This window comes from Faecalibacterium sp. OF04-11AC (assembly GCF_003460645.1).
Lineage (GTDB): Bacteria > Bacillota > Clostridia > Oscillospirales > Ruminococcaceae > Faecalibacterium > Faecalibacterium prausnitzii_I.
The window spans coordinates 146,143-166,258 of the sequence record NZ_QTVP01000002.1 but is presented as its reverse complement, the minus strand read 5'-3'; the positions used below and the strand labels follow the sequence as shown (position 1 = coordinate 166,258).

Annotated in this window: 14 protein-coding genes and 4 pseudogenes; 4 read left to right on the top strand and 14 right to left on the bottom strand. The window is 53.6% G+C overall.

Annotated features, from left to right (window positions below; translation table 11 throughout):
- Positions 1-6 precede the first annotated feature (6 nt).
- The 9 genes and pseudogenes from DXA70_RS01935 to DXA70_RS01895 form a co-directional block, all read right to left on the bottom strand.
- A pseudogene (locus tag DXA70_RS01935) lies at positions 7-1,343 on the bottom strand (potassium transporter TrkG).
- A gap of 150 nt (positions 1,344-1,493) precedes the next feature.
- Positions 1,494-2,728 (bottom strand): annotated as a pseudogene (locus tag DXA70_RS01930) (phage/plasmid primase, P4 family); the annotation flags it as partial.
- 653 nt (positions 2,729-3,381) lie between these two features.
- On the bottom strand, positions 3,382-3,621 hold the full coding sequence (locus DXA70_RS01925; protein ID WP_015564590.1) for an HPr family phosphocarrier protein: 240 nt from the start codon (positions 3,619-3,621) through the stop codon (positions 3,382-3,384).
- A 15-nt stretch (positions 3,622-3,636) separates the two neighbouring features.
- Positions 3,637-4,605 (bottom strand): carbohydrate kinase, encoded by a 969-nt coding sequence (locus DXA70_RS01920; protein ID WP_128117453.1) that lies wholly within the window; start codon positions 4,603-4,605, stop codon positions 3,637-3,639.
- A 9-nt stretch (positions 4,606-4,614) separates the two neighbouring features.
- Complete coding sequence (locus tag DXA70_RS01915; RefSeq protein WP_117476343.1) at positions 4,615-5,997, bottom strand: MFS transporter; 1,383 nt, start codon at positions 5,995-5,997, stop codon at positions 4,615-4,617.
- A gap of 33 nt (positions 5,998-6,030) precedes the next feature.
- Complete coding sequence (locus DXA70_RS01910) at positions 6,031-6,423, bottom strand: VOC family protein (protein ID WP_117476342.1); 393 nt, start codon at positions 6,421-6,423, stop codon at positions 6,031-6,033.
- Positions 6,420-7,480, bottom strand: a pseudogene (locus tag DXA70_RS01905) (NAD(P)-dependent alcohol dehydrogenase). Before DXA70_RS01905 ends, DXA70_RS01910 begins: the two are co-directional and overlap by 4 nt.
- Before the next feature lie 185 nt (positions 7,481-7,665).
- Entirely contained in the window at positions 7,666-8,793 is a 1,128-nt protein-coding gene (locus DXA70_RS01900) for an ROK family transcriptional regulator (RefSeq protein ID WP_120119684.1), read from the bottom strand.
- A gap of 208 nt (positions 8,794-9,001) precedes the next feature.
- Entirely contained in the window at positions 9,002-9,250 is a 249-nt protein-coding gene (locus tag DXA70_RS01895) for a DUF6061 family protein (RefSeq protein ID WP_128117452.1), read from the bottom strand.
- A 564-nt stretch (positions 9,251-9,814) separates the two neighbouring features.
- On the opposite strand from DXA70_RS01895, the gene DXA70_RS01885 reads away from it, so the two are divergent.
- A complete protein-coding gene (locus DXA70_RS01885) occupies positions 9,815-10,066 on the top strand; it encodes a DUF6061 family protein (protein ID WP_128117450.1) in 252 nt (83 codons plus the stop codon).
- Between the two features lie 83 nt (positions 10,067-10,149).
- On the opposite strand, the gene DXA70_RS01880 is transcribed toward DXA70_RS01885, so the two are convergent.
- Complete coding sequence (locus DXA70_RS01880) at positions 10,150-10,827, bottom strand: Crp/Fnr family transcriptional regulator (protein ID WP_199522839.1); 678 nt, start codon at positions 10,825-10,827, stop codon at positions 10,150-10,152.
- Positions 10,828-10,992: 165 nt separating this feature from the next.
- Between DXA70_RS01880 and DXA70_RS01875 the strand changes: the two genes are divergently transcribed.
- Complete coding sequence (locus DXA70_RS01875) at positions 10,993-14,865, top strand: acyl-CoA dehydratase activase (RefSeq protein ID WP_243000970.1); 3,873 nt, start codon at positions 10,993-10,995, stop codon at positions 14,863-14,865.
- Positions 14,866-14,939: 74 nt separating this feature from the next.
- Here DXA70_RS01875 and DXA70_RS01870 read toward each other — a convergent pair whose 3' ends face one another.
- The 4 genes from DXA70_RS01870 to DXA70_RS01855 are packed head-to-tail and all read right to left on the bottom strand — an operon-like array spanning position 14,940 to position 18,587.
- A complete protein-coding gene (locus DXA70_RS01870; RefSeq protein WP_128117449.1) occupies positions 14,940-15,593 on the bottom strand; it encodes a cupin domain-containing protein in 654 nt (217 codons plus the stop codon).
- Positions 15,590-16,393 carry an ABC transporter ATP-binding protein gene (locus tag DXA70_RS01865; RefSeq protein ID WP_128117448.1) on the bottom strand — a complete coding sequence of 268 codons (804 nt, stop codon included), beginning with the start codon at positions 16,391-16,393 and terminating at the stop codon, positions 15,590-15,592. Before DXA70_RS01865 ends, DXA70_RS01870 begins: the two co-directional genes overlap by 4 nt.
- Positions 16,390-17,421, bottom strand: a complete 1,032-nt coding sequence (locus DXA70_RS01860) for an iron ABC transporter permease (protein WP_128117447.1) — start codon at positions 17,419-17,421, stop codon at positions 16,390-16,392. The genes DXA70_RS01865 and DXA70_RS01860 overlap by 4 nt, the downstream gene beginning before the upstream one ends.
- Entirely contained in the window at positions 17,421-18,587 is a 1,167-nt protein-coding gene (locus tag DXA70_RS01855) for an ABC transporter substrate-binding protein (RefSeq protein WP_128117446.1), read from the bottom strand. Before DXA70_RS01855 ends, DXA70_RS01860 begins: the two co-directional genes overlap by 1 nt.
- Before the next feature lie 229 nt (positions 18,588-18,816).
- Between DXA70_RS01855 and DXA70_RS01850 the strand changes: the two are divergent.
- Both DXA70_RS01850 and DXA70_RS01845 read left to right on the top strand, forming a co-directional pair.
- Positions 18,817-19,026: pseudogene (locus DXA70_RS01850) on the top strand (ZIP family metal transporter); the annotation flags it as partial.
- Positions 19,027-19,254: 228 nt separating this feature from the next.
- Positions 19,255-20,022, top strand: a complete 768-nt coding sequence (locus DXA70_RS01845; RefSeq protein ID WP_128117444.1) for an alpha/beta fold hydrolase — start codon at positions 19,255-19,257, stop codon at positions 20,020-20,022.
- Positions 20,023-20,116: the final 94 nt, after the last annotated feature.

Sequence of the window (20,116 nt, the reverse complement as noted above, 5' to 3'; positions counted from 1 at the left end):
TCTCCTTTATCCGATTGCGATCTTCTCCTGCGGCAGACGAGAATGGGCAGGGCTGCTGCCAAATGCCGCATAGATCAACGTCAATCCGCCAACACGTCCCAAAAACATCAGTGCGATCAGAACCCCCTGCGAAAGGATGCCCAATTGCGGCGTGATGCCCAATGTCAGACCCACCGTTGCCACAGCCGAAGCGGTCTCATACAGACAGACCGACATCGGCAATTGCTCTGCCGCAGCAATGACAAAGGCTCCGAGGAAGAACAGCGTCAAATACATCCCTGCGATGGTGGCAGCATTCTTGACCGCAGAACCATCTATGCGCCGCCCGAAAAATTCGGCATCTTCTCTGCGGCGGAAGGTTGCCCACATATTGGCCAGCAGAACGGCAAATGTTGTGGTTTTCATGCCGCCTGCCGTAGAGCCGGGCGAACCGCCCAACAGCATCAGAACCACCATCAACGCCTGTGAAGCGCTGCCCATCGCAGCAAGATCAGCGGTGTTAAAGCCGGCAGTACGGGGGGTAACGGATTGGAACATCGACAATAAAATGCGCTGCCGGGCAGAACCTGCCGTGAACTCAAAACCATAAAAGTACAGTGCCGGCAGTACCAGAAGAAATGCCGTTGTGACAAGGATCACCTTGCTCTGCATCCGGTAACGGTGAAAATCAAGGCGATAGGTACAAATGTCCTCCCATGTCAGAAAACCAAGGCCGCCAAAGACAATCAGGGCCGCGATCACTGTGGTAAGCAATGGGTTTCCTGCATACTGTGTCAGCGAAACAAATTCTGCCCCCTCTGTTCCCAGCAGGTCAAAACCGGCATTGCAGAACGCCGAAATGGAATGAAACAGCGCGTACCAGATCCCGCGCAAACCATAATCGGCGCAGAACGTCGGCAGCAGCAATGCAGCACCGGCCAATTCAAACAGGGCGGTGATCCGCAGAATAAAGCCTGTCAGCCGCACAATGCCGCCCATCTGCGGGGCAGCCGTAGCTCCTGCATCGTGCTGCGCTGCTTGAGGGAGATCTTTCGCCCGGAAAGCAGCGCAAAGGCAGCGCCCACTGTAATGACGCCCAATCCTCCGATCTGGATCAGAAGAAGAATTACGCTCTGCCCGAATGCCGACCAGTAGCTGCCGGTATCCTGAACCACAAGGCCGGTCACGCAAAGGGCGGAAGTGGAGGTAAACAGTGCCTCATGGAACGGTGTGATGCACCGCTGCTGTGCAGCGATCGGGAGCATCAGAAGCAACGCGCCCACCAGATCAACTGCCGCAAAACCTGCAATAATGACCTGAAAAGAAGAAAAACGGTGCTGCCTGTAACGAGGATATTGAATCATAAAAGCTCCTTTACCTATCCGTGTGCATAAAGATTAGCATGGAATAGATAAAGGAGCCGTAAAGAAAATTGTAGAAGTATAAAGATTCCATTAAAATTGATCGGGCAACACTAAAAAATGCCGGGCATCACCAGCGCAAAAAACGGTAATGTCCAGCATGTTGTTGGTGGATTCCAGATTGTACCTGCGCTGGTTGGCGATCAGCGCATCGCTGAATCCTCTGGCCTTGATCGCATTCAGGCTGTTCTCCTCGCACCACGTCTTGTAGACTCATACAGCTCTTTCGAGCTGGTACAGGTATCCGCCTTCAGGCGGATGTAGCCCTCGGATTCGAGGAAATCAAACACATTGTTGTTGTCCCGCTTCACCAGTTCCCGGTTGCGCTTGGCACGGTCACTCTCGGTGAATTGGAAACCATTCTTCACCAGCCGCTGCAAGCCCTCAAATGCCCACAGCAGGATGCCCTCGACCTCTGCCGCCATCTTCTCGGCAATGTCCGGGTCATCCACACGGGAGAGGGGCTTGTCCTTGGTGGTCAGGATGAGCTAACGGCGGTAGAAACCGTCCGAGCGATCATACAGAGCCTGCAGATCGCCGTTGCTGAACGCCAGCAGGCGGGCGTACATCCAGCCCTGATAGCTCTGCTTGCCCTTGCGCTCCAAATCCATCTGCCCCTGTGCGGTCACGATGGACTTGACATAGTTGGTCTGGCGCAGGGCTTCCATCCGCATATCATCGTCCACACAGAGCAGGGTGTGCTCCAGATCGGCACGGGCAAAGCGGTTCTCCGAGATTTTGCCGATGTTGCCATCCTTCATGTTGCAGCCGAACAGCCGGGACAGCACCACGCTGATTTGCGACTTACCCTCACCGCCGCTGCCCTTGATGACCATCATGCGCTGCCCCTTGTTGCTGGGGATCAGGCAGTAGCCGATGAACTCCTGCACCGTGGGAATGTCCTCCGGGTAGAGCAGGTCGGACAGGAACCGCAGCCAGTGGACGGGCTGGGCGGCTTTCGGGTCATATTTGACCGGGAGCCGGTTGCGGACGATCTCCGGCTTGCCTTCCTGAAAGGTGCCGTCCAGATACAGGGTGCCGTTTGCCAGCGCAATGCGGTCGGTGATGGGCGGGAAGTCCTCCACCTGTGCCGCCAGCTTCAGTACGTCTACTACATTGGTAACCTTCTTGGCAAGGTTTGCCCCGACGTATTCACGCATCATCTCGAAGATCTCACACCGCAGGGGCATGGGGTCCACCATTCTGCCATCCGGGGTGAAAAATGCGCCATTCGAGTAAAGCAGCTGGTGAGTGCTCAGAAAATCGTCACAGAACAGGGATTCGTTGAAAAAGCCGTTCTTGAACCATGCAGGGGTAAAGTTACTCATAGGCATTCCGTCCTTTCATTGGCGTTACGGTAAGAAAATGTGGTCATTTTGACCACATTTTCTTACTCCGCAACTGAGAAATCAACGTCCTGCCGTTCTCCCTTCATGGATTTCCTGCCCCCTCTCGGCGGCGTTTTCCGGCTCTCCCACTTGGGGGTCATCGCCGAGTATCCCATGCAGACGGTCATGCGGTTTTCAAGGTGCAACGGGCAAAACGGCAACAAAAAAGCCGTCACAGAACAGACCAGCCCTGCCTTCGCTTTTTCTGGAAGGTCATGCTAGTCGGTTATGTAACGGCTGAAAGCCAAAATGTTCAGCCCCGCAGGGCCAGAACGAATATGTAAAAATATGTTATATTCAATTGTTGGGATAGATTACCACAAAAATCGAGCCATGTCAACAAAAAGTTTTGAAAGCGCGTTGTTTTCGGCAGCTTGCAAGAAAAAGCAAGGGAAACTTTGGCAAAAAGAGAGAGGGCTGGGCGGTGCCAGCCCTCTTGACAAGGCAATGAGGCACATCAATATGGGCTTGCAAAATTTATTAAGGGAATGCGGTGATAGTAGGACTTATACAAATCAAAACACCGCCCGATTCTGGTGAAGGAGAACCAGAATTGAACGGTGCAAATGGAAGAAGGAGAAAAGCGTAGAAAATCAGACGATGCAATCTGGGAGCAGCGCATGGAGCTGTGTCAGCAGTTCTTCGCAGGAATCGGAATAAATCACAAGGGTAAGCGGATTGCTCAGGTCGAGACTGTAAATGCCAAGCAGGGATTTGGCATCAATGGTATATCGCCCGGAGACTAAGTCCATCTCATAGGGATATTTGGACAGCAAATCTACAAAGTCCTTGACCTGATCGACCTGCCGCATTCTGATCTGTAATTTTGTCATAGGGTATCCTTTCTTTTACATCAGTGGGATAGAGGCAATGCAGTTCTGAATTTCCACCATGGAGGGCATTGCAGGGATTGCGCCGCCCTTTGTCGTGGTCAGACTGCCCGCTGCATTGCCGAAGCGGACGATTTCTTCAAGCTCAAATGCAGGGAGGGTACGCAAATCCTCAGCATCTTTTCCTCGCAGCTGGTAGTGAATTGCGCCCATGAATGCGTCGCCTGCACCAGTCGTGTCCACGGTAGGCACATCATAGGTGGGAAGATGCCCTGCTCCCACAGCGTTCCGGTAATAAGCACCCTTTGCACCCAGCGATACCAGCACAAGAGATGGCCCCATTTCGAGCAGGGCTTGTGAGCCGCGGGCAAGGTCGTTTTCGTTTGTGATAAGCTGCATTTCTTCCTCGGAAACTTTCAGAAGATCCGCCAGCTTGACACCTTCCTGCATCTGGACAACGGCATCTGCCGGGTGCTCCCACAGAAGCGGACGGTAATTGGGGTCAAAGCTGACCAGCTTGCCCTGCTGCCGTGCATACCGCGCAGCTTCCAACGTGGCGGTGCGGCTCGGGTCGGCGGTCAGAGAGACAGAGCCGAAATGGAAGATGGCAGCATCGTCGATCAGATTCCTGTTGACTTCTGCCGAAGTCAGCATCACATCGGCACCGGGGTTCCGGTAAAAGGTAAAGGAGCGGTCTCCCTTGCTGTCAAGCTGAACGAAGGCAAGGGTCGTGGGAATCTTTTCGTCGATCACCAGACCGGACACATCAATGCCGCTTTCCACAAGGGTCTGACGGAGAAAATCGCCGAATCCGTCTTTGCCGACTTTTCCGATGAATGCTGTTTTGCCGCCCAGACGGGCATTCATGGCAAGGACATTGGCGGGTGCACCGCCGGGATTCCGGGCAAACAATTCGATGCCCTGTGCATTGGTTCCGTTCGGGGTAAAGTCAATCAGGCTTTCTCCCAAAGCTACAACATCAAACATGGTATCACCTCAACCTGCTTTTTTAGCGTTCAGTTCGGACATAATCTGGTTATACGAACGCTTACTGATTCGGTAGAAGAACAGGACAATCGCTGTTACCAGCCACAGCGCACCGGGAAGCAGCGAGAATGCATAGTGCATCGCATTCTGCACGGCAGCATTCTGCACCTGATTGGGGGCAAAACTCAATGCACTCAGCACACCAGCCAGCGCAGAGGTGCCAATCGCCATGCCCAGCTTGTTCCCCAGTGAAACGAATGCGTACTGGAAACCATCGTTGCGGACACCGGTTTTCCACTCGCCATACTCCACGCAGTCGGGAACGATGGCGTAGATGGCGGTATTGAATCCGCAGAAGAAGAACTGGGACAGTGCAGCGAATGTATAGAACGGAATGGGAGAAGAAACTGCACTGAAGAAATAGAGCGCAATCAGGGAAACGCCGGTTCCGGCAGCGAAAAGGGAAGCAGTGTGCCCTTTGTTGCCCAGCTTTTCAAACACGAAGGGGAATGCCGCAGCACCCAGAATGGAGGGAACGATCAGGATCATCGAGTAGATGGTAAACAGATTCTCGTTGCCTTCCACATATTTGAAGTAATAGAGCAGGTCGGCATTGCGGCCATACAGCGTCACACCGAACAGGAACTGACCCGCCAGTGCAATCAGGTAGGGCTTGTTCTGAAGCGCTGCATCCAACTGCTTTTTCAGTGAGACTTTTTTCCGCTCCGGGGGCTGGACGACCTCTTTGGTTTTGGCAAAACAGAACCAGTGACAGAGGGTGAAGATACCGCCGTAAAGGACGGTCACCAGAAGATATCCCCGTGCTGCATTATCACCGCCAAAAGCAGAGATCAAAGGCAGGGTGATGATGTTGATGATATTGATGGCGATCATGGCACAGACGGAGCGGGAGGTGTTGATTTTCGCACGCTCCTCGATGTTCTGGGTCAGGGTGCCGCAGAGCGTACCATAAGGGATGTTCACGCAAGTATAGCCCAGAACCAGTACACAGTAAGTAATGTACATATACAGGCTCTTAGCACTGTCTGACCATGTGGGGTGCGCCCAGAACGTCAGCACGAGCACCACAGCAGTTGCCGGTGCGCCGAACAGCAGCCATGGACGGTAGCGTCCCCAGCGGGAACGGGTGCGGTCGCTCAGCGAACCGATCACGGGGTCATTGATGGCATCCCAGAAGCGGGAGACCAGCATCAGGAGGGACACTGCCGCCATGCTGATGCCGCAGACATCGGTGTAAAAAATCATCAAGAAGTTGCCAACGAACATCCAGCTGAAGTTGCAGCCCACATCGCCCATGCCGTAAGCGATTTTACTGATCAGAGGGACTTTGATGTTCGTATCCTGCTGTTTCGGCTCTGCTGTGTAACTCATACGGCGCGCTCCTTTCTCCTCTTGACGCGATGCTTATAATTTCTGGCAGAACTCTATTCTCTCTTTATTCGGGCCTTCGACCATGAAAAAGCGCACACCGTTTTCCCAGAACGGCAGTGACTGGATGCTGGAATGCAGCAGGTGCATCCCTGCCTCTTTTGCTGCAGCAAAGGCGGCTTCGATATCGGTCGTTGCCAGAGCTACATGGTCGATTGCTCCGGCCTTTTCCGCCGCACGATGGTTTTCATAGGTTTCGATCATCAGATCGCCAAGCTGAAGAAACGCAACGCGCTCCCCGGCGGCTTTGTTTACCGTTTCCAGCGCAGAAACAAACCCCAGCTTCTTGTAAAATGCAATGGTCTTGTCGAGATCATTTGTCGGGATGCCAATGTGCGCCACACCGGTCAGAACCTGCGGAAAACTCATACCTTCGTTGCCTCCGCAATCTTCACCACTGCTTTGACGATGTTGGCCTTGTCCGAAATGCTCTTGTCCATGGCATTCTGGATGTCGTCAAAGTCAAAGATGTTGGTCACAATGCCCTTCAGGTTGATTTTGCCGGAAGCAACGGCATCGATCGCCATGGGGTAAATGTGGCGATAACGGAACACGGTCTTGAAGGTCAGTTCCTTGTCCAGTGCAAGGCTCATAGGCAGGGTCATCTCGCCGGATTTGGAGTAACCGACCAGAACGATGTTTGCACCCTTCTGCGCCATCTCAATGGCCTGGCGGGTAGTGATTTCTGTACCAGCAGTCTCGATAACGAGGTCGCAGCCCAGACCATCGGTCAGGTCGAGAATCGTTTGGACGGCATCCTTTTCGCGGCTGTTGATCACACCGTCTGCACCCAGTTCAAGAGCCTTATCCAGACGCTTCTGCATGATATCCACAACGTAAACACGGGAAACACCCTCGGCTTTCAGCGCCATCATGGAGACCAGACCAATGCAGCCTGCACCCATGACCACCGCAGTCTGACCGGCATGAGCACCGCCCTGATTGGCTGCGTGGAAACCAACAGCCAGAGGCTCGATCAGCGCACCTTCATGGTGCTTACGTTGTCCGGCAGCTTGAAGCAGAGGTTTGCTTCATGGGCCACATACTCCTGAAAAACACCGTCTACCGGCGGAGTAGCGAAGAACACGACATCCGGGCAGAGGTTGTATTTGCCCTCACGGCAGAACTTGCAGTGACCGCAGGTCTTGCCCGGCTCCAGCGCAACGCGGTCGCCGACTTTCAGATGCTTGACAGCACTGCCAACTTCCACGACTGTGCCGCCCGGCTCGTGGCCCAGCACGAACGGCGGCTTGACTACATAATTGCCGATCGCACCCGTTTCATAGTAGTGCATATCGCTGCCGCAGATGCCAACGTATTCCAGCTTGACCAGAACTTCGTCCTCTTTGGGTGTGGGGATCGGGCGGGTGGTGTAGCCCATCTTGCCGATGCCGTTCATGACTGCAACTTTCATTGTGCCTTTCATAAGATGACCTCCGTTTTTATTTGTTTATTAACTTTTATAAAGTGTTTATGAATGTGACTACAAATTAACACACCGCACAACCAAAGTCAAGCCCTTTTTCGCGGATTCGGAGAACTGCACAAGGAAAAAGCGGCGGAATTGTGCAAAAAATCGAGGACGGCAGGTGCCGTCCTCGATGGGAAGGTTTATAGGTTCTGAATGAAGGCTTCGATATGGAGCAGAGCGGCTCCCAGCGCAGAGGCTTCCAGCTTATAGCGGCTGAACTTCAGGTAGGAACTGTCCGGCTCAAACGTATTACGCTCGACCAGCATTTCCCGGAGCGGTTCGCCAAACTCTGCCAGAAATCCGCCAACGTAGCCGCCAACAATTACATCACAGTCGAAGGTCATGCGCAGATTATTGACTGCTACAGCAAGGTAAGAAAGGTATTCATTCCATGCCGTTTGCAAAGCTGCATCGCCAGAGCGCAACCCATCAAAGAATAGTGCAAGATTTCCGTCGGTCAGTCGGGAGAGGACTTTTGCAGAGCAATAGGCATCCAGACAGCCCTTTTTTCCGCAGTAGCAGGGGCGGCCATCGGGAACGAGCGTGTTGTGCCCGAACTCTCCGGCACGAAGATGGTCGCCGCCATAGAGCGCTCCACCGGTCAGAATCGCACCACCGACACTGTTGCTCAGAGAAAGGTAGACAAGGCTGCGGGGAGATTCGAGGTCGCGCACTTCAGCAAGTCCGGCAGCGTTCGCGTCATTGATGAACCGGCAGGAGAACGGGATGTAACGGCTGAATTCTTCGGTAGGAACATTCCGCAGACCCAAGGCATGAGAGTAAACCAATGTCTGCCCCTCTTTGTCCAGAATACCGGGCAGCGAAATGCCGACACCCAGAATTTTTTCCACCGGGTAGCCCTCTTTTTCGATCAGCCCCTGCACGATTCCGGCAAGCATTTCCGCATAGGTGTCCGACCGCTCATAAAGACGCTTTTTACGCTCATAGCGGAGAAGGTTACCGGACAGATCGACCAGAACTGCTCCGACATGATTCTGGGTAATCTCCAGTCCGACCGCAAGTCTGGCATCCCGTACAGGAGCGAATGCTCTCGCCTTGCGCCCGCCGGTGGATTCAAAGGTGCCGACCTCCTGCACCAGTCCCATCGCCATCAGTTCTTTGACATTCTGCAATACGGTCGGCCAGCTGTTGTTGACTTTTGCCGCAAGCTCCGGCTGCGAGATTCGGTCGCAGGAAAAAATGCTGCGAATCGTTCGGATGCGGTTGATTTTTTTAACATCACGGTTATTTGCGCCGCTGCCGGTCATGGGCTCACTCACCTCCAAGAGCAGATTCAACATTTGAAAGAAGATTTATAAAGCTCTTTCTTATTATAGAGAATCTGGAGAGATTCTGCAAGGGAAACATTTACAAAAAAGCGTTAGCCGAAAAGAGCGAGTTGCTTATGGATAAGAAGCGATGCTACCAGCTTATGGCAAACCATAGGTCGGTGGGCACCGTGTTCTTTATAGGGACTTAATCATCCAGCCTGCCGTGGTCGCATCCCAGCGAGAGATAGTGCTCCATCTCTCCTCCCAGCACAAGCTGTGCATACTCCAAAGGCTTATGGTAGAGCAGCCAGTCAAGTTCTGCCCGTTGTTTCGGGGTGTTGCCGTACTTGTCCTCGATGGCGACGCAGTCGATGGCAACGGCAGAGCCATCAGCGAACCGGGCTTCCACCCGGTTGGTGTCCATGTTGTAGCGGCAGGAAAGCAGTTTGTTCATGGGAAAACTCCTTTTATATAAGGTGGTGTCAGTTCGATTGTCCATATCCCTGCCAAGAATCAAATTGTTGATGTACATTTGATGTATGGTATAAATTGGTGATATAGAGTGTGCCTTTCGCCGGATGAAACAGACCTGTTTTCACCCCATTGCATAAAAATCCGATACCTGTTTTAAGGTGCTGATTTTGGCTCTGCACATTTTTGCACACCGGAACGGCTGGATAACGGATGCAAGAGGGGATAACAGGTGCAAAGAATGCAGCAGATGCAAAATGCAAATTTACGGTGAAACGATAAAAATAACGATTTTACGCAATTCTGGGAATTGACGATTGTTGCACGTTGGTTTCTCTTAATCAGTGGGCCCAGGGTTCGAGTCCCTGGAGGTGCACCACATCAACAAAATCCGAACTTTTTTCCGATAGGAGAAGGGTTCGGATTTTTTGTTTTCTTTGGAAAACAAAACGAATCTCTTGCTTCCCTCGAAAAACGTCCTAGACCTTATCACAAAAAAGCACGACAGACCACGGTAAGAGTGCCGTAAGGCAGAAAGGACAAAATTATGAAGTACGATGCAAGAGTTTGTTCGTTCAACATGGACGCCGGGTGCGTGGAGCTGCTGCTCCGGGATGGAAGAAAAATTTCCATCGACTGCACCGGGGCCGAGGATGCGCTGGACGTTACCATGGCGCAGAGGTCGGAGTTAGACTATCTCGTCTATAATGACCCGCTAGGCTATGCGGACCTGATTCTAAACGGCGAACCGGAGGAATATTTGAAGAATGTGGCTGGAATCCATGGACTAGAAGACTAACTCCCAAAAATCCACACACGATAAGGAAGGCGGAGTGTTCCATCAAAAGAACACCCTGCCTTCCTTTTATTTCAGTTTGAATCTTAGTGACGGAGAAAATTATCATCCAGAATCTTGATTTTTGCCCCGGAAAATTCAAGAAGTTTCTCATCCCGCATCCGGCACAATTCGCGGGAAAGCGCGCTGCGGTCTACACAGAGGAAGTCGGCTAGTTCGGTGCGGCTGTACAGCAGATGATAACACCCTTTGCTGTCCGGTGTCAGCGTCTGCAAATAAATTTTCAGCCGATCCCGCAGACGCTTCTGGGCAAGGATGCGCACCTTTGTATTGAAGAACAGAAGCTGCTGTGCCATGTCCTGCATCAGATTGGCGGTCACCTGCATCCGGCAGGGACAGCTCATGGTCTGCTGGGACATGAGCGCACTGAAATCCAGCCGGAGCACCGTACAGTCTGAGTCGGCCCGCAGGCAGACCGGACTGGTACTCCAGCCGGTACAGGCCAGTTCGGCCCCGAAAATCTGCCCGCTTGCCAGCCGGCAGATGCTGACCTGATTGCCATTTTCATCATACAGAAACTCTTCCACTGTGCCATCCAGCAGGATGCCTGTATTGTGGCTTTGTTCGCCCAGTTCCACAAGATGCGTATTGCGGGGATATTGATGCACGCTTGCGTGCAGGCAGTCCAGAACATCCCGGTAGCGGCGCGGCTGGATGCCGTGGAACATTCCGCACTGCTGTAAAATCGAATAATATTTTTCCATGCTCCAAAATCATTCCGTCCGTTGCCATAACAACGGACACATCGAGGTAGTTATGTTAAACTCTGGTTAGAGCTGTCTAATTTACGACAGCTCTATTATACGGAATGAAGTTTGAAATGTCAAACCCTCAAAGCAACAGGGTTGATTTTTGAAAGGAGCTGTCCCATGTATTCTTTGGGAATGGATCTTGGTACCTCCACGGTCAAAATCGTGCTGATGCAGAACGAAACAGTGGAGAAGTACTGGCTTGCCGTGCATCACGGCAGACCACTTCTGTGCCTGCGGCAGGGCTTGTCGGAACTTGCTATTGGCAGGGACGAGACACTTGCCGTTTGTGTGACAGGTGATAATGCCGGGGCACTACTGGAACGTTGTCCGGTTCTGTCAGAATTAGGAGAGATCCCTGCCATCGTGGAAGGTGTGCACAGGCTTGTGCCGCAGGCCGGTTCGATTATTGAAATCGGCAGCCAGGGAGCGCGGTTCATCACGGAAGTCCAGAGCCGGACCCCGCAGTTTGCGGCCAACGAGCATTGCGCAGGCGGTACCGGTTCCTTTTTTGAGGATCAGATGTCCCGTGTGGGCTGCAAGCTGGAGGATTATTCTGCGCTGGTTGAGCAGGCGCAGAGCATCCCGCGGCTTTCCGGACGCTGCGCAGTGTTTGCCAAAACGGATATCATTCACCGCCAGCAGGAAGGCGTTTCCACGCCGGATATCCTGCTGGGATTGTGCTATGCAATGATCCGCAACTATAAAGCTACCATCGTGCGGCGGCTGCCGGTCTGCAAACCTGTGGTATTCTGCGGTGGTGTTACCTGCAATGCAGGCGTGATCCGAGCCATCCGGGATGTATTCGGGTTGAGTGAGAAAGAACTCATCGTTCCGGAGTTTGCCCGATATGAAGCGGCTCTTGGTGCTGCACTCAAAGCATCCGGCTCGTTCACGTTACGTCAACTGAATGATTCTCTGGACTGTACACGAACAACACACCACACGGTCGGAACATTGCCCAAACTGGAACTGCGCCCCGGCACGAGCCTTGCGGAGCCAAACGCTACCAAGATCATTCCAGAAAGTGGCTGCGCATTGGGCATCGACATCGGTTCTACCAGTACCGATCTTGTTCTGGTCGGTGCTGACGGCGAACTGGTAGACTTTCAATATCTGCGCACCGCAGGTGACCCGGAAGGAGCTGTCCGCAAAGGCCTTGCAAGTATTCGTCAGCGGTTTGGTGATATTCGATTTACCGCAGTCGGTGTGACCGGTTCTGGACGAGAGCGCGTCGGCAAACGCATCGGAGCAGATGCTGTCCGGGATGAGATCACTGCGCAAGCCAAGGGCGCTGCGCACTGGGTGCCGGAGGTGGATACTGTCTTTGAGATCGGCGGGCAGGACAGCAAATACATCAGCCTGAAAAACGGTGAGGTCGTGGATTTCCAGATGAACAAGATCTGCGCAGCGGGCACCGGTTCTTTTGTAGAGGAACAGGCCGCCCGCATGGGGATTCCGCTGGCTGAATTTGGCCAGTTGGCGTTGTCCGCAGAGCACCCGACCGCATTGGGCGAGCGCTGCACGGTATTCATTGAAACCGCCATTGCTTCTGCCGCTGCCGAAGGCGTTCCACAGGCAGATATTGTGGCCGGACTGTGCCACGCCATCGTGCAGAACTACCTGCACAAAGTGGTCGGCTCCAAACCGGTCGGACAGCACATCGTATTGCAGGGCGGTGTGGATTACAATCCCGGCATCGTGGCGGCTTTTCAGGCGGCCTATGGCAGCCGGGTCCGGGTCAGCCCGGTGTTCTCCATCAGCGGCGCATACGGCGCGGCCCTGCTGGCGCAGGAAGCGGTGGGCGATACGTCCAGTCAGTTCGTCGGGTTTGACAGCCCGGCACAGGCCGCAGAGGACAGCCGCAGTGCGGAGATTCAGAAGAATATTGACTTCTACAAGCAGGCAGACAAACTGCTTTTGGAGGGTTACACTGGAAAACGTGACCCACGTAAAAAGACCGTAGGTGTGCCTTTTGCGTTGATGATCCACAAATTCTTCCCGATGGCGAATGCCTTCTTTACCTCGCTGGGGTTCAACGTAGTCCTGACCGACCCGACCAGCGAGGAAACCACCCGGCTTTCCCAGCAGCTGGCACAGAGCGAGACCTGCTACCCGGTCAAGCTGATCTACGGCCACATACAGCAGCTCATCGACCAGAAGGTGGATTATATCTTTCTGCCCAGCATCCACACCATGAAGCACGAAAAGAGCCGGGTGAAGCACAACTACGGCTGCGTCTATATGCAGACGGCGGCGGTGTCCATCGCAAAGGCACTGGACATCGAAAGCAAGGGCATCACCCTGCTCAGCCCGGTATTTGATCTGGACTTCGGGCAGGAAGCCATGGCCACCGCCATGCTGGGGCTGGGCAAAGTACTAGGTATCCCGAAGCCGCTTTGCGCAAAAGCACTGCTCAGCGGTGCCATGGCGGTGCGCCGCCATACTGCCGCAGTGGAAAAGCAGGGCAAAGCACTGCTGGCGACCCTGAAACCGGAGGACAAAATTCTGGTGCTCATCACCCGGAATTATGGCGTTTCCGACCCCATCCTGAACATGGGTATCCCGGAACTGCTGCTGGAACGCGGATACAAGGTCATTACCCTGAGTCATCTGCCCGGCCATGCGCTGGACATTGCGGACGAATACGAAAATCTGTATTATCCGTTCGGACAGCACATCCTGTCCGGCGCAAAGCTCATCGCTCATCATCCGAACCTGTATGCGGTGTATCTGACCAACCACGGCTGCGGCCCGGATACCATGCTGTCCCATCTGTTCAAGCAGGAAATGGGGGATAAGCCCTACTTGCAGATCGAAGTGGACGAGCACTTCTCCAATGTGGGTGTCATCACCCGCATTGAAGCCTTCCTGAACAGCCTGAACCACCGCCCGGTGGAAGTTCTGCCCAAGGACTTTGTGCTGGAGCAGGTCGATATTCACCCCTGTCGTCTGGCACAGACACCATCCCCCAATGTGCCACTCTATCTTCCGGCGATGGGTGCTTATACGCCCTATCTGGCTGCATATTTCAAACAGCAAGGGGCAGATCCCTACGAGCTGCCGCACCTGACGGACGATATTCTAAGCCTTGGCCGAGCAGAGACGAGTGCAAAAGAATACCTGCCTTTCCCGGCACTGCTGGGCAGTATCCTTGCCGAGCGAAAAAACGACCAGACACATGCGCAGTTCCTGATTCCGCAGACGCAGGGAGCGGAAGCAGACGGTCAATACGCCCGTGTCATCCGTGCTGTGTTGGACCGCAGAAAAGAGCTGAATGCTCAACTGGTCAGCCCAATGCTGGAAACACTGCCCGAAATGGCGCAGAACCGTGATGCTCTCTTCCGCACTTTGCTGGCGGGAGATATCCTCTATGCCGCCCCGGTAGACCAACGTGCAGACATGGCAGCACAGTGGGATGCTCTGCCCGACTGGAAGCAGCTGCACACCGCAGCGAGAGAAATCGGCACACTTCCCGCAAAAGGCCGCCGCATTGCCGCTGTTGGTACGCCGCTCTGCCTGACAGAACTGGACAACGGCGTACTTGCCGCGCTGGAAGCCGAAGGCGAACAGGTGCTTCGCGCCCCACTCAGCGAGGCACTCTGGTTTCTGTGGAAAGACAATTTGGATGAAAACAAACCATCGGCTGGTTGGCTTGACCAGATGCAGAGGCAGATGCAGACCCTTGGTAATGAACTTGGAGCGCACAGTGCCTTTGCGGAAGACGCTGAAACACTGTTCCTCATTGCGGACTCTGCCTTGCCGAATTTTTCAGGCGGGAACGGTCGATATCGGTACGCCAAGGCCGTGGAGCTTTCTAACCGTACCAATGCAGTGCTGACCCTTGCACCCCGGTATGAAAATACAGCGATGATTCTGGATATGCGCGGCCTGCACGATGCCTGTCGGGCTCCGCTGTTCCAGATTTCCCTTGATAACGACTGGGATGAAACTGCATGGAGCCGCCTGCGTTCGTTCCTCTACTACTGCTGAATCTGGCAGACGCAAAGAACCCGTCTGGTACGTCCAGACGGGTTCTTTGCGTCAGTTATGAAACAGAAAATCGCTTATTCGATGACCAGCAGCAGGCTCATTTTGAATTTGCCCTGTGCGGTAACGCTGTGCAGGCCGTTCTTATCGAAGCGGAAGCTCTCGCCTGCGTTCAGTTCGTAATCCTTGCCCTCATAGCCAATAATGGCCTTGCCTTCGAGGGCGGTCAGGATGGCATTGCCGGGAGCGCGGTGCGGAGTCAGGCCGGTGCCCTCGTCAAAAGCCATCAGGACAAATTTCATGTTGTCTGCATGAGCGATGTCCAGATTGGCGATGCTGCCCTCTTCATAAGAAATGAGGTTCTTCAGTTCGGTGGGCTGGCCTGCCTTGATGATGTTGTTCATGGTAAAATTCTCCTTTTTCAAAATGATTTCGGTATAGATCATTCCACTGTTGGTTTTTGTGCCGCACAGTGTTTTCGGCGGTACATACAGCACTTCTCCGGGTTTGACAGACACTTCCTGCCCATCGACTCCCAGAAGAAACTTGCCGTTTCCCTCACCACCCAGATAAAGAGTGGTGCAGTCATAGTATTCCGGGGTAATAGAAGTGCCTGCGCCCAAGGAAAACCATGTTACCGGCACTCCATAGCCCAGTCCGGAAGGTCGGGAAACGGTCATAGCATCCCGGATCGGGCGAACCTGGGAAAGTGTAAAAGGGACATTGTTCATACAGCAGTTTCCTCCCGCAGAGCAACCGGAACGATGCTGCGCACCGACCGCCCCTGATAATGCAGTTCATCCACCAGCACCTGAACATCAAAAGAATACGAGATGTTCTCCTCGTTCAAGATCTCCGCAGCTGGACCGTAGAAAAATTCGCCTTTGCGGTTCAGCATCAGGGCTTCGTCCGCTACGCTCATGGCATTGGTGGGATAGTGGGTATTCATGATGGCACTGATGCCGGATTCATGCGCCAGCCGCTCCACCATATTCAGTACTAAGATCTGATTGTGGAAATCCAGACCGGTTTCCGGCTCGTCCAGAATGATGAGCTTCGGCTCATTGATGAGGGCACGGGCGATGAGCACCATTTGCAGTTCACCGCCGCTCATCCGGTTGCAGTCCTTGTTGGCAAGGCGGGTGATCCCCACCCGTTCCATCATGGCTTCCGCCATTTCGATTTCCTCTTTGCCGGGCTGCTGAAAGGTCCCGAGATGTGCACTGCGCCCCAGCAGAACCATTTCCAGACCGGTGTAGGAAAAAGCGAAGCCGCGAGACTGCGGAATGTAGGAGATGGTACTCCAGACATCCTTCGGTTTGAGGGTGTGAATGTCCTTCCCGTAAAGCAGGGTCTTGCCGCTGTACCATGGCAGCAGACCGATCATGCACTTGAGCAGGGTGGTTTTACCAATGCCGTTTGGACCAAGAATCGCAAGGATGTGACCTTCTTCCAGACGCAAATTGATATTTTCGAGAATCACAGGCTGCTTCGGGTAGCCGAAGCAACCGTTCTGCACTTCTAAGATCATTGCAGATTGCTCCTTGTTTTATTCAACAGAGAAATAAACGCCGGTGCACCGATGATAGCGGTGAGGATGGAAAGAGGCAGCTCGATAATGCTGATGCTGCGGGACAGGGTATCGATCAGGATCATAAAGCTGGCTCCCAGACTGAGACTGAGGGGCACCACATAACGGTTGTTGCTTCCAACCAGCATCCGGGATGCGTGCGGGATCAGCAGACCAATCCAGCCCACCTGACCGCACATGGAAACGGCTGAAGCCGTGACCAGCGTAGATGCAACAATAAACAGCATCCGGGTCTGTTTGATGTTGATGCCGCTGGCACGAGCCTCGTCATCACTCAGTGAAAGGATGTTCAGCCGCCAGCGCAGCAGATAGATGATGATGATTCCCGCAACGATAAGTGGGCAGCCAATCAGGATCTTTTGGTAACTGGCACTGGTAAAGCTGACCAAGAGCCAGTAGGTGATCTCCGGCAGCTTGTCCTGCGGATCGGCAGTATATTTCAACAGCGAACCCAGTGCGTTGAACAGAGAGGATGCAATCGTACCGGCCAGCACCAGATAAACCATCGAACGCCCATCACTCTTGCCTGCGACTTTCAGAGTAAAACAGACGGAAATCAGGCCAAAGACCAAGGCGATGAGCTGCGTTTCCAGAATACTGCAAGACAGGATAATAGCAAGAATTGCACCCACACAGGTGCCGCTGGTTACACCCAAAATATCCGGTGTGGCAAGCGGATTGGAGAATAAGGATTGATAGGTATTGCCTGCACAAGACAGACCTGCGCCGACGATGATGGCCATTAGAATGCGGGGCAGCCGCAGATTGATGACGATGGAGTAGTTCTGTACATTTGAGGTGCTCTCACCCGTCAGAGCAGTGCGCAAAGCTGTGAGAACTTCGCCTACCGGAACATTCATTCGCCCAAAGCACAGGCAGATGAGTGCGGTCACAAGGGGAAAAGCGAACATCAACACCACGGCCAGAGGAGTGAACCGGCCTTTTTTGATCCAGATGGTATCTTTCATCAGTACAGCAGCATTTCCTCCAACTCGTCATCTGTCACATCGTAGCCGTACCATGTCTTGTAATATTCCTTGATGGTATCGCCCAGCGGGTAATCTGCGAAAGCGTCCGGGTAGGTGTTGCAGGCCAGCCATGCCAGTACCAGCGGGGCATCCGGGTTCGGGGTGAACCAGTTCCACATACCGAGGGTGGTGTTGTACACGCGGCCGTTCTGAACGGCGGTCAGCGTGGAGAAGTCGGCACCATCCACGTTGCCGGAAAGCACATTCTCCGTGCGCAGGGGCTGCAGGCCGGGGCCATCGAGGAAGAGGATGTCCGGATCCCAGCTGTAGACCTGTTCCATGCTGGTCTGGGCAAAACCGGTGGCTTCCAGCGCTTTGTCGGTCACGCCCAGATGCTTCATCCAGTAGGTACCGAAAGTGCCGTTTCCGGAGACCTGCGGCACACCGTCCGAGTACTTCCACAGGATCAGGGCGCTGGGGCGGTCGCTCTCAGGAATATCCGCAATGCGGGCTTCCACATCGGCCACGATCTCGTCACCGGCAGCCACAAAGGCCTCGGTCTTGCCCGGTTCGCCAAAGATATCCTCCAGCAGTTTCAGCCACTCCTCATAGCGCTCCAGCGGGTCAGCCTCGGTGGAAGCACCCACGGTGGCAAAGCCGATCGAGGGAATACCGCTGGCCTTCAGGATTTCTGCATGGGAGGAATTGCCTGCATTGTACAGGATGACATCCGGGTTCAGCTTCATGATCTCCTCAATATTGAGGTCGCTCTGCGCATAGACCGTGTCGCTGGATTCCATCAGCTCCGGGGCGATGTTCTTGAGCACGGTGTCGGAAATGACCGACTTGAAGGAGCCGCAATAGCCCACGATATAGGGTGCGCTGCCCTCAAAATAGGCCATGTAGGTGGACAGGATGGGGATCTGGTCGATGACCACACGAGTGACCTTGTTGGGGACTTCGACCTCATTGCCGCCGTGGTCGATGACGGTGTGGGTGCCGGTCTCATCCATAGATGCGGCAGAGGAAGTTGCTTCGCTGGATACAGCGGAAGAAGCCACAGAAGAAGCCGTGCTGCTTGAAGAAGAACCGCAGGCGGCCAGAACACCGGCTGCACTTACAGCAGCCATGGCAGTGATAAACGAACGACGAGAAATCTTTTTCATGGAAAACTCCTTTGATCAATCAATGGTTCTTTGGTTGTGGTAGTTAGTTAGCAATAACCAACCGCAGAGCATTTTATCAAATTCACTTTCCTTTGTCGGTTGCTATGGCAACGGCAGTGCAAATTTATGTGATGGTAAAAATAGCCACAAAAACAGGGTGCGCCCCTGAATAGGACGCACCCTGCCATCGCAATTCACGATTTGATTCGTTGATAACAACCGTGAATAGCCCATCGGGGCAGTGCTGACGATTCTGGCGGCAGGCATCGTGGTGCCCGCTTTGCCCTATCTGCTCAGCTTTGCAGCCGGAGCCATGCTGTATGTGGTGATGGAGAAACTGATCCCGGAAATGTCGCAGGGGCAGCACTCCAACGTTGGCACGGTGTTTTTTGCGGTGGGCTTCAGCGTGATGATGGTGCTGGATGTGGCACTGGGGTGACGGTTGGGGGTTCCCGAAAGCGAAATCTTTTTCAAAATCTCTGAAAATGCCTAAACTTCTTGACAGAGGAGACGGCAGGGCGTATTATTTTGGCAGAAGGACCGCTGAGAAGCGGCTTTTTATAGAATGAAAAAGTTAGCTTTGTCTAACTCAAAACTCTGCCCTATACGAAGAAATAGATCTCTTCTATTTACAGGTGGAAAATAAATAGAGAAGGAGCGTATCAGGATGAAGATCTACCATTTTGGTGCAGAGGATGCCCCGGTGCTGTTGCTGCTGCCGGGCACCTGTTGCCATTGGAAAAGCAATTTCGGTGCGGTGATCCCGCTTCTGGCTGACAGCTTCCGGGTGCTGTGCGTCAGCTACGATGGCTTTGATGAGACTGAACAGACCGAATTTCCCACCATGCTGGAGGAGACCGAAAAGATCGAGGCCTACCTCAAGACCCACTGCGGCGGTCACATCCGGGCGGCCTACGGCTGCTCTCTGGGCGGCTCGTTTGTGGGGCTGCTGGCGGCACGGCAGAACATCCACATGGACTGTGGCATTCTGGGCAGCTCCGATCTGGATCAGGCATCGCCGCTGGCGGCAAGATTGCAGACTGATTTTCTGCTGCCATTGATCTACCCTGTGGTGCGGGACGGAAAGTTCAAGGCAAAATTTCTCCAAAAGCGTCTGGACAAGCGTGCCAAAGAGTCGGGGGATTATGTCAAAGCCTTTCTGAAAATGTTCGGTGAGGCCCGCCCTTATGTGACCATGCAGAGCTGTAAAAATCAGTTCTATTCCGATCTTATCACTCCGCTGCCGGATAAGATCCATGTACCCGGTACCGAGATCCATATTTTTTACGCCCTGAAAATGGGCGCAAAATATCGTGCCCGGTATCAGCAGCATTTTGCACATCCTGTTCTCCATGAGCAGAACTTGCAGCACGAGGAATTGCTGGCTTGTCACCCGGAGCAGTGGGCGCATCTGGTAAAAAGCATTGCATTGTGAACGGTAAAACGTATCTGGAGCAAGCAGGATTTTGTAAGATCCAGAACCACAAAAATAAAAAGGGCTGACTGTGCATCACAGCACAGAAATGAGG

Excerpts from the sequence above, each read along its gene's own strand:
- DXA70_RS01925 (WP_015564590.1), bottom strand. The coding sequence starts at position 3,621 with ATGACAAAATTACAGATCAGAATGCGGCAGGTCGATCAGGTCAAGGAC.
- DXA70_RS01920 (WP_128117453.1), bottom strand. The coding sequence starts at position 4,605 with ATGTTTGATGTTGTAGCTTTGGGAGAAAGCCTGATTGACTTTACCCCG.
- DXA70_RS01915 (WP_117476343.1), bottom strand. The coding sequence starts at position 5,997 with ATGAGTTACACAGCAGAGCCGAAACAGCAGGATACGAACATCAAAGTC.
- DXA70_RS01910 (WP_117476342.1), bottom strand. The coding sequence starts at position 6,423 with ATGAGTTTTCCGCAGGTTCTGACCGGTGTGGCGCACATTGGCATCCCG.
- DXA70_RS01900 (WP_120119684.1), bottom strand. The coding sequence starts at position 8,793 with ATGACCGGCAGCGGCGCAAATAACCGTGATGTTAAAAAAATCAACCGC.
- DXA70_RS01895 (WP_128117452.1), bottom strand. The coding sequence starts at position 9,250 with ATGAACAAACTGCTTTCCTGCCGCTACAACATGGACACCAACCGGGTG.
- DXA70_RS01885 (WP_128117450.1), top strand. The coding sequence starts at position 9,815 with ATGAAGTACGATGCAAGAGTTTGTTCGTTCAACATGGACGCCGGGTGC.
- DXA70_RS01880 (WP_199522839.1), bottom strand. The coding sequence starts at position 10,827 with ATGGAAAAATATTATTCGATTTTACAGCAGTGCGGAATGTTCCACGGC.
- DXA70_RS01875 (WP_243000970.1), top strand. The coding sequence starts at position 10,993 with ATGTATTCTTTGGGAATGGATCTTGGTACCTCCACGGTCAAAATCGTG.
- DXA70_RS01870 (WP_128117449.1), bottom strand. The coding sequence starts at position 15,593 with ATGAACAATGTCCCTTTTACACTTTCCCAGGTTCGCCCGATCCGGGAT.
- DXA70_RS01865 (WP_128117448.1), bottom strand. The coding sequence starts at position 16,393 with ATGATCTTAGAAGTGCAGAACGGTTGCTTCGGCTACCCGAAGCAGCCT.
- DXA70_RS01860 (WP_128117447.1), bottom strand. The coding sequence starts at position 17,421 with ATGAAAGATACCATCTGGATCAAAAAAGGCCGGTTCACTCCTCTGGCC.
- DXA70_RS01855 (WP_128117446.1), bottom strand. The coding sequence starts at position 18,587 with ATGAAAAAGATTTCTCGTCGTTCGTTTATCACTGCCATGGCTGCTGTA.
- DXA70_RS01845 (WP_128117444.1), top strand. The coding sequence starts at position 19,255 with ATGAAGATCTACCATTTTGGTGCAGAGGATGCCCCGGTGCTGTTGCTG.